This window comes from Verrucomicrobiota bacterium, assembly GCA_037139415.1.
Taxonomy (GTDB): domain Bacteria; phylum Verrucomicrobiota; class Verrucomicrobiia; order Limisphaerales; family Fontisphaeraceae; genus JBAXGN01.
Genome location: JBAXGN010000190.1, coordinates 1 through 15609 on the forward strand (window position 1 = coordinate 1; position 15609 = coordinate 15609).

Annotated in this window: 14 protein-coding genes; 13 read left to right on the top strand and 1 reads right to left on the bottom strand. The window is 57.0% G+C overall.

The window, feature by feature from the left end; translation table 11 throughout:
- The 13 genes from WCO56_24405 to WCO56_24465 form a co-directional block, all read left to right on the top strand.
- Positions 1 to 2231, top strand: a 2231-nt coding sequence (locus WCO56_24405) for a site-specific DNA-methyltransferase (GenBank protein MEI7732737.1), incomplete at its 5' end; no start/stop codon positions are given.
- Positions 2232 to 2427: 196 nt separating this feature from the next.
- A complete protein-coding gene (locus WCO56_24410; protein MEI7732738.1) occupies positions 2428 to 2805 on the top strand; it encodes a helix-turn-helix transcriptional regulator in 378 nt (125 codons plus the stop codon).
- Positions 2806 to 2814: 9 nt separating this feature from the next.
- A complete protein-coding gene (locus WCO56_24415; protein MEI7732739.1) occupies positions 2815 to 3441 on the top strand; it encodes an ImmA/IrrE family metallo-endopeptidase in 627 nt (208 codons plus the stop codon).
- Positions 3441 to 5528, top strand: coding sequence for a UvrD-helicase domain-containing protein (locus WCO56_24420; GenBank protein MEI7732740.1), 2088 nt, complete (start codon positions 3441 to 3443; stop codon positions 5526 to 5528). Before WCO56_24415 ends, WCO56_24420 begins: the two co-directional genes overlap by 1 nt.
- A 367-nt stretch (positions 5529 to 5895) precedes the next feature.
- The gene (locus WCO56_24425; GenBank protein ID MEI7732741.1) at positions 5896 to 6684 is read left to right on the top strand and encodes a hypothetical protein; all 789 of its coding nucleotides are present in this window, start codon (positions 5896 to 5898) and stop codon (positions 6682 to 6684) included.
- Positions 6674 to 8737 carry a 7-cyano-7-deazaguanine synthase gene (locus WCO56_24430; GenBank protein MEI7732742.1) on the top strand — a complete coding sequence of 688 codons (2064 nt, stop codon included), beginning with the start codon at positions 6674 to 6676 and terminating at the stop codon, positions 8735 to 8737. The genes WCO56_24425 and WCO56_24430 overlap by 11 nt, the downstream gene beginning before the upstream one ends.
- Positions 8738 to 8869: 132 nt before the next feature.
- Positions 8870 to 9067 carry a helix-turn-helix transcriptional regulator gene (locus WCO56_24435; protein ID MEI7732743.1) on the top strand — a complete coding sequence of 66 codons (198 nt, stop codon included), beginning with the start codon at positions 8870 to 8872 and terminating at the stop codon, positions 9065 to 9067.
- Complete coding sequence (locus WCO56_24440; protein MEI7732744.1) at positions 9064 to 9363, top strand: helix-turn-helix domain-containing protein; 300 nt, start codon at positions 9064 to 9066, stop codon at positions 9361 to 9363. The genes WCO56_24435 and WCO56_24440 overlap by 4 nt, the downstream gene beginning before the upstream one ends.
- Positions 9360 to 9596 (top strand): helix-turn-helix domain-containing protein, encoded by a 237-nt coding sequence (locus tag WCO56_24445; protein MEI7732745.1) that lies wholly within the window; start codon positions 9360 to 9362, stop codon positions 9594 to 9596. Before WCO56_24440 ends, WCO56_24445 begins: the two co-directional genes overlap by 4 nt.
- 41 nt (positions 9597 to 9637) lie before the next feature.
- The gene (locus WCO56_24450; GenBank protein ID MEI7732746.1) at positions 9638 to 11653 is read left to right on the top strand and encodes a DUF5906 domain-containing protein; all 2016 of its coding nucleotides are present in this window, start codon (positions 9638 to 9640) and stop codon (positions 11651 to 11653) included.
- Position 11654: 1 nt separating this feature from the next.
- Entirely contained in the window at positions 11655 to 12344 is a 690-nt protein-coding gene (locus WCO56_24455; GenBank protein ID MEI7732747.1) for a hypothetical protein, read from the top strand.
- Positions 12328 to 12891 (top strand): hypothetical protein, encoded by a 564-nt coding sequence (locus WCO56_24460; protein MEI7732748.1) that lies wholly within the window; start codon positions 12328 to 12330, stop codon positions 12889 to 12891. Before WCO56_24455 ends, WCO56_24460 begins: the two co-directional genes overlap by 17 nt.
- A gap of 34 nt (positions 12892 to 12925) precedes the next feature.
- Positions 12926 to 14314, top strand: a complete 1389-nt coding sequence (locus WCO56_24465) for a terminase family protein (protein MEI7732749.1) — start codon at positions 12926 to 12928, stop codon at positions 14312 to 14314.
- Between the two features lie 125 nt (positions 14315 to 14439).
- Here WCO56_24465 and WCO56_24470 read toward each other — a convergent pair whose 3' ends face one another.
- On the bottom strand, positions 14440 to 14856 hold the full coding sequence (locus WCO56_24470; protein MEI7732750.1) for a hypothetical protein: 417 nt from the start codon (positions 14854 to 14856) through the stop codon (positions 14440 to 14442).
- Positions 14857 to 15609 lie beyond the last annotated feature (753 nt).

The window sequence follows — 15609 nt, forward strand, 5'->3', positions numbered from 1 at the left end:
AAGCCTTCCGCGACACCTGGCGCGACGGCATCCACAGCTACCTCACCTACCTGCGTGATCGGCTCACCGTCGCCCGCGACCTCCTCACCGATTCCGGATCCATCTTTGTGCAGATCGGCGAGGAAAATGTTCACCGCGTCCGTGGGTTGATGGATGAAGTCTTTGGGGATGAGAACTTCGTAACACAAATCAGCGTGCGGAAAACAGCGTCCCCAAGCAGAGCGCTCGATGACGCCTTTTATTACCTTGTCTGGTTTGCAAAGGACGTGTCGCGAATCAAATATCGTCAAGCGTGGTCTCAACGATCGAAGGCGGATTGGGTTTTGAATGTTCCAAAAAATTCGTGGGGCATCGTAGAGCCGAGTGGCACGATTCGGAACCTGACGACGGATGAGCGGCATAACCCTCGGCTAATCCCAGATGAGGTTGGGCTCTATGCACTCTCAAAGCTAACCTCCGCAGGCCCTTCAAAAGAAGAACAAGAATTCAAGTTCGAGGGCCGCACTCTGGTTCCTCCGAAAAACACACATTGGAAGACGACACGCGAGGGTATGATACGGCTGACTAGGGCCAATCGAATTGAATCGAGGGGTGGTCCGCCCTGGTTCAAGCGCTTTCACGCTGATTTCCCTGCAATCCCTATGACCAACTCCTTCGATGACACCGCAGGGAAAAGTGTTGATCCAATCTACGTCGTTCAAACACAGCCAGACGTGATAGAACGCTGCTTACACATGGCCAGCGACCCCGGCGACCTCGTGCTCGACCCGACCTGCGGTTCCGGCACCACCGCCACCGTCGCCGAACAATGGGGCCGTCGGTGGATCACGATTGATACCTCGCGTGTGGCTCTGGCGCTGGCACGTGCCCGCATCATGGGCGTGCGTTATCCCTTTTATCTGCTGGCTGATTCCCGCGAGGGCCAGCTTGCGGAAGCCCAAGTTACCCGCACTGCGCCGAGTTCGCAGCCCGTGCAGGGAAACATCCGCCACGGCTTCGTCTATGAGCGTGTGCCGCATATTATGCTCAGGTCCATCGCCAACAACGCGGAGATTGATGTCATCTGGGAGAAATTCCAACCGGAGCTGGAATCTCTAAGATCGCGGCTGAACGCCGCGCTCGGCACAAGCTGGCAGGAGTGGGAGATTCCCCGAGAGCTGAAAATGGCATCCTGCCGCTTGCCCGAAGACAAACAGCGGCGGGACGCCGCTGCCACCTTGCATGCCGACTGGTGGCAGGCCCGCATCGCCCGGCAGCAGGAGATTGATAAGTCCATCGCTGCCAAGGCTGAGTTTGAATACCTCTACGACAAGCCCTACGACGACAAGAAAAAGGTCCGCGTGGCCGGCCCCTTCACGGTGGAGAGCCTCAGCCCCCACCGCGTGCTGGGCGTGGATGAAAACGATGAACTGATTGATAGCCTGAATGAAGACAGCCCCGCCTATGGCGCGAAGCAGACGTTTCCCCAGATGATTCTGGAGAACCTCAAGACCGCTGGGGTGCAGCAGGCGCATAAGGAGGATCGAATTACTTTTATCGCGCTTACGCCTTGGCCGGGGGCACTGGTCTGCGGTGAAGGACGCTACCTGGGGAAGTCCGGGAATACGGATGAAAAACGGGCGGCGATTTTCATTGGGCCGGAATTTGGCACGGTACAGCGGGCAGATTTGGTGGCCGCCGCCCGTGAGGCGGGCGATGCTGGGTTCGATGTGCTGATCGCCTGCGCTTTCAATTACGAGGCTCACGCCACGGAGTTCAGCAAGCTGGGCCGTATCCCGGTGCTTAAGGCCCGCATGAACGCCGACCTGCACATGGCCGAGGACCTCAAGACCACCAACAAAGCCAACCTCTTTGTGATTTTTGGCGAGCCGGACATTACCCTCCTGTCGGAGCAAGACGGCAAGCTGCGCGTGAAAGTGAACGGCGTGGATGTGTTTGACCCGAGCACTGGAGAAGTCCGTAGTGACGGGGCTGACGGTATCGCCTGCTGGTTCATTGATACCGACTACAACGAAGAGAGTTTCTTCGTCCGCCACGCTTATTTCCTCGGAGCGAACGATCCTTACAGCGCCCTCAAGACCACCCTGAAAGCCGAAATTAACGTCGAAGCCTGGGCCACCCTGAACAGCGACACGTCGCGCCCGTTCGAGAAACCCAAACAAGGCCGCATTGCGGTAAAGGTCATCAATCATCTGGGGGATGAGGTGATGAAGGTTTTTAAGGTAACTTGAATCGGCGCGTCAAGAGTGCGGGTCGAAATCTGGAACCGAGTCCTGTTTCCCCAGGCCGGACGCAGCGCGGCGGTGCCGCTCAATCACCTTGGGGGGGGGTGATGCGGTGACGGGGTTTAAACGAGGGGATTTTGTCTGTTGACAGGTGGCGGTTCATGTTGTAGTTTTTGTTCAAAAATTACAATATGAGGTGGATATGAGCGATATGAAAACTAACTTTGCTGCCTATTTCAAGGCACTCAGGAAAGAGAAGCGGATTACCCTTCAGGCCTTTTGTGAGGCGGCTGGGGCCGATCCCGGAAATATTAGCCGGATGGAGCGGGGCGGCATGGTTCCGCCTCAGGACAGGGACATTCTCACGAGGTATGCGAAAGCACTTGCTCTGGCGGAAGGGAGCGCTGAATGGTATCAATTCTTCGATCTAGCCGCGGCCGCCCGTGGCATGATTCCACAAGACCTGATGGACGACGCGTCACTGGTGAGGCAGTTGCCGGCATTCTTCCGGACCCTGCGGGGGCAGAAGCCGACGGAGGAGGAGCTCCGAAAAATCGTCCACAAAATCAAGGAAGGTTAGGACTAGCGAATGGCACCGGAAAACTTCAAAGCTCCTTTCATTGACCAGCGGGAGATCTGGCGGCAGGCGGATGAATTTCGCAGCCGCGTCTGGCCCTCAGATGCAATTCCGATCGGGGTGTTGGAGGTAGTTGAATTTGAGCTCGATCTCGAGGTTCGGCCAATTTCCAGGCTTAAAGAAGACAACGATATTGATGCGCTGCTCCTGGGCGATTGGAAAACCATCGTGGTTGACCAGGTGCAATATATGGATCAACGCTACGCCAACCGGTTACGATTCAGCATGGCGCACGAGCTTGGCCACTATGTCTTGCATCAGACGGTCTTTCAACAGATCCCGCGCGGCTCCATACAAGAGTGGACAGAATTCATGCGTGATATGCCGGAGAAGGAGTATAGCTTCCTCGAGTATCACGCGTATGAATTTGCTGGGCGTTTTTTAGTTCCGCCGAGGGCACTTCGCCAGGAATTTGACGCGACTCTTCTTCTTGCCGAACAGAATGGAATGCCAAGAACCCAACTTCAAGGTGACGCCCACCTCCAATATCTCGCAAAGCCCGTTTCAAGAGCATTTGCAGTGTCCAGCAGTGTCATCGAGCGCCGTCTGACGAAGGAAAAACTCTGGCCACTGGCATAATGGACTTCCGCATCGCCGATACATTTACCGATAGCCTCGCCCGATTAACTGGTGATGAGCAGAAGGCCGTCAAGACCACGGCCTTTGACTTGCAGGTGAATCCGGCGGGGCCGGGCCTCAGCTACCACAAGATCGAAAAGGCGAAGGACAAGAATTTCTGGTCGGTGCGCGTGAGCAGCGACATTCGGCTTATCGTTCATAAGGCGGCAGGCAGCCTTCTGCTCTGCTACGCAGGCCACCACGATAAAGCCTACGACTGGGCTGAGAGACGTAAGCTGGAAACACATCCCAAGACTGGGGCCGCGCAATTTGTGGAAATCCGCGAAACAGTCAAAGAGATCCTTGTACCAACCTATGTGCAGGCAGAAATACCTGCACCTTCAAAGCCGTGCCTGTTCGCAGGTAAATCCGACGAGGAATTGCTGAGCTACGGCGTCCCTACGGAGTGGCTGAATGATGTCCGCCAAGCCAGTGAAACCAGCCTATTGCAATTGGTGGATCGCCTGCCTGGTGAGGCCGCCGAAGCCCTCATGGAACTGGCCACGGGTGGCCAACCGCGAGTGGTACAACCGGCCACGCCGATCACGAATCCTTTCGACCATCCCGACGCGCAACGCCGCTTCCGCGTGATGACCAACGTCGAGGAACTTCAGTGCGCCCTCGATTTCCCATGGGAGAAATGGACCGTCTTCCTCCATCCCGAACAGCGCCAATGGGTGGAGCGGGAATATAACGGCCCGGCGCGGGTTTCTGGCTCAGCCGGTACCGGGAAGACGATTGTCGCGTTGCATCGCGCTGTTCATCTCGCTCGTAAACATCCAGACGCTCGAATCCTGCTCGCGACCTTTACTGACACCCTGGCGAGTGCGCTTCAATCTAAACTGAAAAGACTCATTGGGAATGAACCTCGCCTCGCTGAGCGCATTGATGTCCACTCCTTGAATTCTCTTGGCATGCGCCTCTATAAAGCGCATTGCGGCTCGGCTAAGATTGCTACTCGCGAAATGACGCTAGAACTCCTGGGCGAGGCAGCGAGGGCTGCGGGCAGCCACAAATTCACCCTGCATTTTCTCTTCACTGAATGGGAACAGGTGGTGGATGCCTGGCAGTTGGAAACATGGAAAGCCTACCGTGATGTCACCCGGCTCGGCCGCAAGACCAAACTACATGAAACGCAACGAGTGGTGTTGTGGTCCATTTTTGAGCGAGTTATCGCCGGATTAAAAGAGCGAAATCTCACTACGCACGCTGGGATGTTCACCACCCTGGCGGACGCTCTGAGAAAGGGTACGATGCACACGCCTTTCGACTTCGCACTAGTCGATGAATCGCAGGATATCAACGTTGCGCATCTAAGATTCTTCGCTGCACTTGGTGCGGATCGGCCTGATGCCCTTTTCTTTGCAGGTGACCTCGGCCAGCGTATCTTTCAGCAGCCATTCTCCTGGAAATCCCAAGGCGTGGACATCCGGGGGCGCGCCCGCAACCTGCGCGTCAACTATCGCACCTCCCACCAAATTCGCCAACAAGCTGATCGTCTGCTCGGCTTGGAAGTGACCGATGTGGATGGCAATAGCGAAAAACGGAATGACACCATCTCAGTTCTGAACGGCCCGCCACCTGTTATCAACAAACTCCCGACTGAGGATAAAGAGGCTGAAACTGTGTCAGCTTGGCTGGCGACACAGTCGAAAGCCGGTGTGCTGCCACACGAGTTTGGTGTCTTCGTCCGCTCGGCAGGGCAATTGGACCGGGCTAAAGCCGCAGTCAAAAAATCAGGTCTGGCATTTAAGATCCTCGATGAACATGTCGAAACAAGCAGCGGACAGGTCTCGATTAGCACCATGCCTCTAACAAAAGGGCTGGAGTTCCGCGCCGTAGCGGTGATGGCCTGCGACGATGAGGTTATCCCCTTGCAGGAACGCATTGAAAAAGTCGGTGATGATATGGACCTGCAGGAGGTCTATGACACCGAGCGCAACCTGCTCTACGTTGCTTGCACGCGTGCGCGAGACCACCTACTGGTCACGGGCGTCGAACCAGCATCAGAATTTCTTGATGACCTTCAAAGGCCAGCCACCCAGTAGAGTTTTTGGCTTGGTGGATCAGCACACGCTATCCAATTAGTACTTAATCGCCTGTCCGTGAAATTGCCGATAGGCGATATTCCTTAGCCAAAATGGGAATGGGGGGGATTGGAAATTTAGGGTTTTAGCAGAAAAATGGAAGCAGGGATGAGGGACAAACAGCAGGCAATAACCGTCAAGAGGGCGTTTCAAATTATGAGCTTGTAAGTACCTCTGGCTCCAAGCTAGGCTTCGCGTTGACACACGAACTTTGCCATTGGGTGCATGACACCATGGGAAGGAATTTTGCGCCCGGCTGTAACCGTTGGGATACGAGACAAGTGCGACTGGATGCAGCATGGCGACATAGAAAGGAATACCGCAACGCATGGGGCACAGTAGAATTGGAACGCTGCCAGCAACACGCCGATGGAAAGAGGTGGTGCAACTGATCGCCGACGGGGCCGACGTATCCAAGGTGGCGGAAGCAACGCTGAAAGCGGCGGAACTGGCTTTTGCCTGGGTACAGGAAGATGTGGGATTCCGGGAAGCGGCAAACCTCATGGTGCAGATCGCGCAGACCACCAAGGATCAGAACCCCACGGCAGCGCTGGCCAAACTGGGAATCGAGATTTCAGAAAACACGTCGGTGGCGGAAGTGGCCATGGCGGTCGGGGAAGCGCTGGACCAGCGGGTGAACGCCCAACGGGGCCGTTCGGATTTTGGAGAAATGGCCGGCAAGGCGCTGGTGAGCGCGGTCATCGGGCAAATCAAGGACAAACTGCCAACCCTGTTTGAACCGACGCGGGATGACATTGCCGGGGCTTTGAGAAGTGCCGGGCAAGAGAAGGGATTCGGGGAGTTTGCGAGCCATTTCTTCAGCCGGGTGACCGGGGACAGTCTGGATTATTTCCTATCCAAAACCCTAGCGACCAAATTGGGGGAAGGACAACGGTTCGCCACGAACAACCAGATGGCGGAATTCATGGGAGCAATGCGCACACTTTGCAAGGAAACAGCGGTGATCAGCAAGGAATATGCAGGTGGCTGGCTCTCCAAACACCGATTTGAGGAAGGGGGAAATATCTCGCGGGAGACCATCGGGGGCTTCGCCTGGTATGGGATGCAAAAAATGAGGGCCGAACTCGCAATGCGAGCCATTGAACATGAGCACTGAACACACAATTATCTGCGGCGGAATCAATGCGACCGGGATCCCAAAATATGGCGAACTGATGCCATTGAGCTTGTGGCCGGGGGGTGGGGATGACGATAGGATCACCTTGCGGATCGAGGATTTGCACGAGGAACTATGCCAAACAGTGCCGGTACAATTTCATGATCTGCTGGAAATCGCCGCCTATGTGTACAGCGCCGACCACCTGGCGAAGCGCGGGGGCAAAGATGTGGATTGCTTTGGAACACACTGGCGACGGCATTTTCATTTCCATATTCCGGTACGGATGCTGGATTTTTGGAGAATGCCAGCCGTGACAGGGGCGCTGCGGGAACTGCTGGAATTCCTTTCCGAAGACAGTTATGACTTCACATTCTACCAAGCGATCGAACCGCCACGAATCCAGCTTTACCTGGGGCTGGATGAGAAAGGGGCCATCAAATTCGATGCAGAACGGGTGATGTTATTCTCAGGGGGGCTTGACTCGCTCTCGGGGGCGATTGAGGAGGCCATTGTGCAAAGACGCCGGGTCGTGCTGGTGAACCACCGATCCACCGACAAATTCAGTGTGACTCACCGGGAATTGGTGAGGGTGCTGACAGACAAGGCCGGAGCCAGCACGTTAAAGCAACTGCGTGTGCGGATCAGTAAAAAAGGAATTGAAGCAAGAGAGCACACGCAAAGGGCGAGGTCCTTCCTTTTTGGGAGCGTGGGAGCAACGGTGGCGATGATGCTGGGGCAGCGGAGTATCCGGTTTTATGAAAACGGGGTGGTGAGCCTGAACCTGCCCGTGTGCGGGCAGGTGGTGGGCAGCCGGGCCACGCGGACAACCCACCCGCGAGTGCTGGCCGGGATGCAACGGTTGCTGACCCTGGTAGCGCAAGAACCATTCAAGGTGGACAATCCCTTCCTATGGGAAACCAAAGGCGAGGTTGTTGGGCGAATCATACGCAACGACTGCGGGCCGATGATCGCACTTTCGCGAAGCTGCGCGCATGTTTGGGAAACCTCGAACGCAAACAACCACTGCGGGACATGCTCGCAATGTATTGACCGGCGCTTTGGCATCCTGGCCGCGAAGGCGGAGGCGCACGACCCAGAGGACCACTACAAGGTGAACATTTTTACGGAGTCGCGCCCGAAGGAGGAGGATAAAATAATGGGGGCGATGTATCTGGAGCGAGCCAATCAGGTCAGCCAGATGCAAGACACGGCTGAATTTATTGATGCCTTCCCCGAGGTGCTGCGAGCTTTAAAACATCTGGACTCCCTGGATGCCGGGCGGGGGGCGGCGCGGATTATGGCCCTCTACAAGCGGCATGCGGCGGAAGTCAAAGGCGGGATCGTTGAAATGATGAGGCGGCATTTAATGGAGATCAACGACCGGACGTTGCCAGCGGACTGTCTGTTACGAACCGTCTATGAGACCCGCACGCCAACGGCTATGCCGGCCGGGCCGGTGAATGGAGAACGAGCACACGCCGCTGAGGCAAAGAAAGAAACAGAAGGTGGTGACCGATATATTTTTCAAAACATTGGAAGCCATTTTGAGGTCGTGTACGACGGCGGCGGAAAGTTCTCGATCCCGAACACCCTGGGCACCAAATACATTGATCATCTACTGCATAACCCAAACAAAGTGATTCGCGCCCGCGACCTGGAGAGTGCGGTGCAGGCAAACAAGGAGACTGCACGGGGCGATGAAACTGAACAGGTGCATCTGGATGGGCAAGCCAAATGGGAAGCCGAGCAAGAATTCAAGGATCTGATGGCGGACCTGGAATTGGCCAAAGAAAACGACGATCAGGTAGCAGTGGAAAGGCTTGAGGGAGAAATAGAAGCGCTGAAAACCGCCCAAAAGAACCAAGGCGGAATGACGGCTGATTCGGGAGAGCGGGCACGCAACAACGTACGGAAAGCCATTACCGCTGTTATCCAAAGACTCCACAAGGGGAACCGGCAACAAAAGACTTTCGGCACCCACCTCGGGCAATGCATCAGCCTGGGATATGAGGTCATGTACACCCAACCGCAAGGAGGCGTATGGCAATAAAATAAAATCACAATTTTAACATTTGGGAAGCCTCCCTTCCCAATTGGGAAGCCCCTTTTCCCACCACTCATGCGTAGGCCTGAGTGGTGGGCTTTTTTTTGGCCCGCCGGGAAGGCGAAGAATAAGAACATTATGAAACACTCGAAGGCAAAAATAATGCGGGCGGCGCGGGGGCGATTGGGGATGACTCAATTCGATCTGGCGCGGCTGGTGAAATGCTCGGAATCGCAGATTGCGAAAATTGAAACAGGCCGGGCGACACCGACGGACTGGCTAAAAGAAGCGATTGCCAATGCACTTGGCATCGCAACCTGGGAGATTGGAATATGAATGGAAATACTTCAAACGAGCGGTTGCTCCGCTTTCTGCAAGCAACCCCAGCACAACAAACCGCCATCGAACGGATTTTGAATGGCGAGTCTGAACCGCCCAAGGTGGCAGCTCTGACCGGGCCGCTGCTGCTGGGAATGGGCAAGGCGGCCAGCCTGCTGGGGGTGTCGCGGCCGACCCTGTGGCGGATGATTAAGGTCGGGAAGCTTGGGCGGGTGGAAATTCTGCCGGGGTCGTTCCGGGTGCGGCGGGAAGAACTGGAAGCCATTGCCAACAAACAAGGAGCACACGTATGAGCAAATTGCCAGACATGAATGATGAACTGTTGACCCGCAAGGAAATCAGCCTGCGGCTGAAACTCAGTGAACGCACTGTCCGCAGGTGGATGCACGACGGAAAGGTGCCGTACCACCGGTACGGATATAAAATAAACCGGTTCATGTGGTCGGAGGTGATGCGAGCACTTGGAGAACGGGAAAAGCAGCTCCAGGCGGAACTGGACGCCAAGCGAAAAGCGGCGGGGGAGTAAAACAAAGGATGGGAATGAATGCACGCAACCCAATTACCAAAATGACAACCGTTGAAAAAATTGAGGCGCTGCTGGGCGCGGATGCGTTCCTGGTGCCGTGCGCATGGGGAACGAAAAAGCCGCTGGTGACTTATGTCGAACGGCCGTTCGAGGGAACCAAGACGAAGGGATATCGGGCGATGTGCGACGCCCCGCAAACGAATATCGCGATTTACCTAGGGAAGGCATCCGGCGGGCTGTGCGCGATTGATTTCGACCGGGATGAAGACTTGGCGGCATTCATGGTGCTGAATCCGAACATGGCTGGAACCACGCAAAGCCGGGGCAGCCGGGGTGGCATGGTGTGGGTGAAGATCGCCAAAGTGCGGAATTCGGATTGCGGAATGCGGAATGAAGCAGCGGGAACGGGGGCAGTGATCAGTAATCAGTCATCAGTCATCAGTGACCAGCCGCCATATCCGGAAAGCTGCAACGCCAAGCACTTTGAGTGGCGGGCGGATAAACGGCTCTCCACAATCCACGGTCTCCATCCCAAGGGGATGGAATATCAACTGGTGGTGGACCTGCCGCCGATGACCATCGAGTTCAAGGAACTGGTGTGGCCGGACGGTTGGGAACTGCCGTGGGAAGCGAAGGCTTCGGAAGCCGCCGCCGAAGCCCTGGCCAAAGAGTACGGGCAACCGTTCTATATGAACAAGGATGGCCGGGTGTCGGGCATCAATGAACGGCACTGGGCCGCGCTGTATGCACGGGAAAACCGGGTGCTGTATGATCCAGATGAAAAGTGCTTCTACCGATACGAGGAAAAGCACGGGCTCTGGCGGCAGATTACCAGCGAAACCATACGGGAAGCCATCTCGCAACGGATTCTGGAGGTGAGCCGCGAATCGCAGCAACTCAGCCTGGAAATTCAGATCACGCAAGCGAAGCTCAAATCGGTGGTGAGCGCGCTGATGGGGATTGTGGAAAAGCGCGGGGTGTTCGCGACGAAAAAGCGGTTCATCCACGTGGCCAACGGGGTGATTCGATTCGGGGATGACGGGGATGTGCAACTCGGCGGGTTCTCGCCGGACGACTATTCGCGCAACCAATCGCCCTACGCGTTTGACGCGACGGCGGAATGTCCACGCTTCCTGAATGAATTGATTTACCCAGCAGTCTCCGCAGAGGATGCGGACCTGATACAACGCTGGGCCGGGCTGGCGCTGTTCGGGTACAACCTGCCGCAACGGTTCCTGATTCTGGACGGGACCGCCAACGGGGGAAAAGGGACGCTGGTGCGGATCATCCAGGCGCTGGTGGGCATCGAGAACAGCTACCAGTTGCGCACGGAAAACCTGATGGAACGGTTTGAGACCTACCGCTACCGGGGCAAAACCCTGCTGATCGGGCCGGACGCGCCGGGCGACTTCCTCATGCGGCGCGGCGCCAGTGTGTTGAAGGTGCTGGTGGGTGGGGACCCTATGTCGGCGGAAGGCAAGGGGCTGAACGGGGATTTTTCCATGTTCGGGACGTTCAACATCGTGATGACGTGCAATTCCCGGCTGAAAGTCCGGCTGGAAGACGACACCGCCGCATGGCGTCGGCGGTTGCTGGTGGTGCGGTATGAGAATCCGCCGCCGACCAAGCGGATTCTGGATTTCCATGCCACGCTGCTGCGGGATGAGGGCAGCGGCATCCTGCGCTGGGCGCTGGCGGGGTTTGTGAAACTCCAATCGGAGTTTAAGGAAATCGGTGACTTTACCCTGACTGAAAGCCAACGGGGCCGGATTGACTCGCTGCTGGCGGAATCCGAAAGCCTTAAGCTGTTCGCCCGCGAGGGCGTCGAAAGGCATGAATATGGAGACATCACCAATGGTGAATTCCAACAGGCTTATGCGGAATTTTGTGCGGACAAGGGATGGAATGCGCTGCCGACCACCCTGGTGGAAAAGTCGTCCTCGGATGTGATGCTGGAAATTTGGCAGGTGGCGAAAAGCCATTGCGTGGAACGAGAGGGCAAAAAATCCAACCGGGGGTGGAAACGGGTGCGCATTAAACGAAGGGAGAGCGAATAACATGAGCTTGAACTTGAACAGGTTGGAAAAAGTGCGGCACCTGAGCAGCGGAATAACCCAGGCGCGCTGCCCAGCCTGCGCGGAAGGCGGCAATGACCGCACCGGGGAACACTTGCGGATTTACCCAGATGGGCGTTTCGGATGTTGTGTGCATCCGAAGGATGAAGAGCATCGGCGGCGAATCTTCGCCCTGGCGGGCGAAAGGCAGGCCCCCCGGCAACCGTCACGCCAATTCAAAGTGAGGGTGGCTAACGAACCAACAACGGCGGCGGCGGCAAAATCCATCAGGGGCTCCCTCACGGGATTCGCCAGGACGGCTAGGACGGGGGAAAGGGAGTTGGCGGCAACCGCACCCGCTAGCCAGGAATGGCCAGAACTGGATTTTAGGACGACTAGGACGGGTAATTCCAAGTCTCACGCGTACGCGAGAGAAGAAACCGCATATATATATAATAAGGCGGAAACAGGCGTCCTAAGCGTCCTAAGCGGGAAAGTGGCTGAAACCACGCCGGACACTGCCGGGAAACAGGAACGGATGCCGTTTTTGACGGCAGACGGGACGTTGTCCATCCCGTTTGACAGCCCGGAGCGGTATCACTGGTGGAAAGGCGGGCAGAGTGTGGAAGAAACCTACGCTGAGGTGGTGAAACGGATGGAAAGTGGAAAGGAAGAACATGCCAATGGAATTTGAAAAACAACCGAAGGAAAGCGCCAAGGCGTTCGCGGCGTTCAGTTTATACCTGAGTCTGGGGGCGGAACGGTCCCTGGCGACGGTGGCCCAAAAGTGCACCAAGAGTTCACGCCTTATCAAAAGATGGTCGTCCAAATACGACTGGACGGCGCGGGTGCAGGCGCATGCGGCGCATTTGGCACTGGTGGAGCGGCAGGCGACTGAGGTGGCCGTGCGCAGCAAGGCGGCGGAGTGGCTGGCTCGACAGAGTGAGCACCGGGATGAGGAATGGAAGGTCCGGGGTGAGCTGCTGGAGGCTGGGCGCGAAGCGCTGCGCCGCTGGAAGGCGAACCCGCAGCGGTGCGGGTCGCTGGAGGGGATCGCCCGGATGCTGGAACTGGCCAGCAAGCTGGGGCGGCTGGCGAGCGGGATGCCGACGGACCATACGGAGGTGTCAGGCGAGATTACCGTGACGCTGGATTCGGAATGGGAGATGGCGCTCAAGAAGGTGTACGGAAAACAGGCACCACCCAAGATCATTGACGTGGATGCCACCAGTAAACAGTAAACAGTGAACAGTTATCAGTAATGGAGGAAAAACGATGAAAATGGATGAACGGGAAGAGTTTTTGGAAAGGGCGCTCTTGGCGGGGTGTCCGGAGGATCAGATGCGGAATTTTCTGGCCGCCAAGGTGTACTTGCAACCGCGGCAGTTGGCGGCCAGTGCGGCGGCGCGAGCTTGCGATGCGCTGGCCGGGCCGACGGCAGTCGGGTACGGCGGCGCCAGGGGTGGCGGGAAGTCGCACTGGCTGCTGGCGCAGATGGGGGCCGACGACTGCCAGCGGGTACCAGGGCTGAAATGCCTGCTGCTGCGGAAAGTCGGCAAGGCCAACGTGGAGCATTTTGAGGATCTCCGGCAGCGGCTTTTCGGAAAACTCAAACATGAGTTTTCCGCGCACAAGGGTTTGCTGACGTTTGCCAACGGGTCCCGAATTATTGCGGGACACTTCCAAGCCGAAAAGGACATTGATGCGTACCTCGGACTGGAATACGACGTGATCGGGATTGAAGAGGCGACCACGCTTTCGCACCGGAAGCATCAGGACATTACGACGTGCTGCCGCACGTCGAAGCCGGATTGGCGGCCCCGGATTTATTCCACATCCAATCCCGGCGGGATTGGGCATTCCTGGTACCGGACGAGGTTTGTCCACCCCTACTTGCAAGGAAAGGAAACCGCGACGCGGTTTGTGCCGGCCAAGGTGGATGACAACCAATATAACAACCCGGAATACCGCAAGGTATTGGAGGGGTTGTCGGGTTGGCAGAAAAAGGCATGGCTGGACGGGGACTGGGATATTGCCGCCGGGCAGTTCTTTACTACCTTCCGGCGTGAGGCGCATGTGGTGGAAGATTTCGACGACCGCCGGGCGGTCGAGTGGTTTGCCGCGCTGGATTATGGGTTCACGCATTACACGGTCTGCCTGTTAGGGTGCCGCGACGGGGATGGGAATCTGTTCATCGTAGATGAACATGCGGAGCGGCTTTGGTTGCCGCAACGGCACGCCGCCGCCATCAAGGCGATGCTGGCGCGACATGGCGTGACCGTGGAGCGGTTACGGCGTTTCGTAGCCGGGGCGGATGTGTTCAGCAGGCAAAGCGACGGTTCCACCGTCTCGGCACAGTATGCGCGGCATGGTTTCAACCTGCGCGTGGCGAACATGGACCGTGTCAACGGGTGGGCGGAGGTGCTGCAACGGCTCGGTGACATCGAGGCGGGGATTGCGCCGACGCTGTTCATTCATCGGCGGTGCGGGCGGTTGGTGGAAACCATTCCGGCGTTGCAGCATGATCCGAATCGGCCCGAGGATGTTTTGAAAGTTGATGCCGATGAGGATGGGAATGGCGGGGATGACGCCGCGGATGCGTTACGGTATTTGGTGGCTTCAAAGGCGCGGACAATTACGATGAGGAAATTGACAGGAGCTTAGAAAATGCGGATTGCGGATTGCGGATTGCGGAATGGGAGGCATGGGAATGATGGGAGTTATGAAGGGGCAGCAGGGACGGCAGGGACGACAAAGAAAAGGCAGGGGCGCGATGCGGTACCAGACGGTTATGCTTTACCTGGCGGGGTGAATACTTCTCGCGCTAATTTTAGTATTCGATCGCTGGAGATGCGCACATGCAACCAATCGGCTAAAAGACCATGTGCGGGATAGTCCGACTTGAAGGCATATAACTCGCTCCGGAATTCTTCGTAATCGTAGGTCCGCCCTAAAACATCGAGCATCTCGCGTTCCTGATCGAAAAAACTGGGATACAAGCGACAGAGAACGAACGCAATGGGAACAGCATACCAGTACACTCCAGCCATCAAAAGGCGGTGCGCATACTCTTGCGGCGAACATGACATCAGAGCACAGTAGCGCTCTTGAAATGGACGTCTGGTCGTTTGAATTGCAGCATCGGGCATAACTAAGCTGCGCGATTCAATAACTTGCAGGGCCAGGCATGTCAAGTAGTACTTCAAATATACTAAAGGGATTTACTCCACACACTTTAGCCCCCGCCTAATTTCCATAAACCAGCGCAGTGAGGGGCTGGCGTGAAGTTTGCTTTGCCGCCTGGCGCGAGCACTGCGCCCGCCGCGGGGGGGGGTGTCTTCGGCGGGCATAGCAGTGAGCGTGACAGGCGGCAACCGAAATTGGGCACAAGACGCAGTTATGTATCAATGTACCGGGCCGCCGGATGGGTCCGAGCCGGACTGGCGTTCGGTGGGCGTGGCGGGAGGCGGCGGGGACCCAGCAACCGGGGGTCCTGCGCAGCGGGTGCCGGTGCTGGGGCGGCATTGAACATAACTGCTCTTGTGCCTGACAAGGGTAGCAGCCGGAATGCCAAGCCAGAACGGAGCGCGGTTGAAGCCGGCGGGGGCGTTCAACGTCAATGGGGCGCGGGGTCGCGATGCCAAGCCGTGTGGGCAATGCCCGGAACCGGCTTAAAAGGGCAACAGGGAAAGCCGGGGCCGGGGATTGCGCACAGGGCTGGCTGATATAGGGCGGCGAAGCAAGTTGTGCGGGCACACCAAAGCAGCATAGGCATTTGTCGGCAAGGGTGAAGGGGTGCCGTCAAATGACGCTGCGACGTGTGACCGCATATCTTGCGAGCCGGGCGGGAAATTCAAAAGGCATACGGGTTCGCGGGGGGCGCGACGTTCTGCCTTGCACGCAATTCCCAGCATCGGCTTCGCGGGGTAGCAGGGTAAGCCAGGGCTGGGATTTGCGTG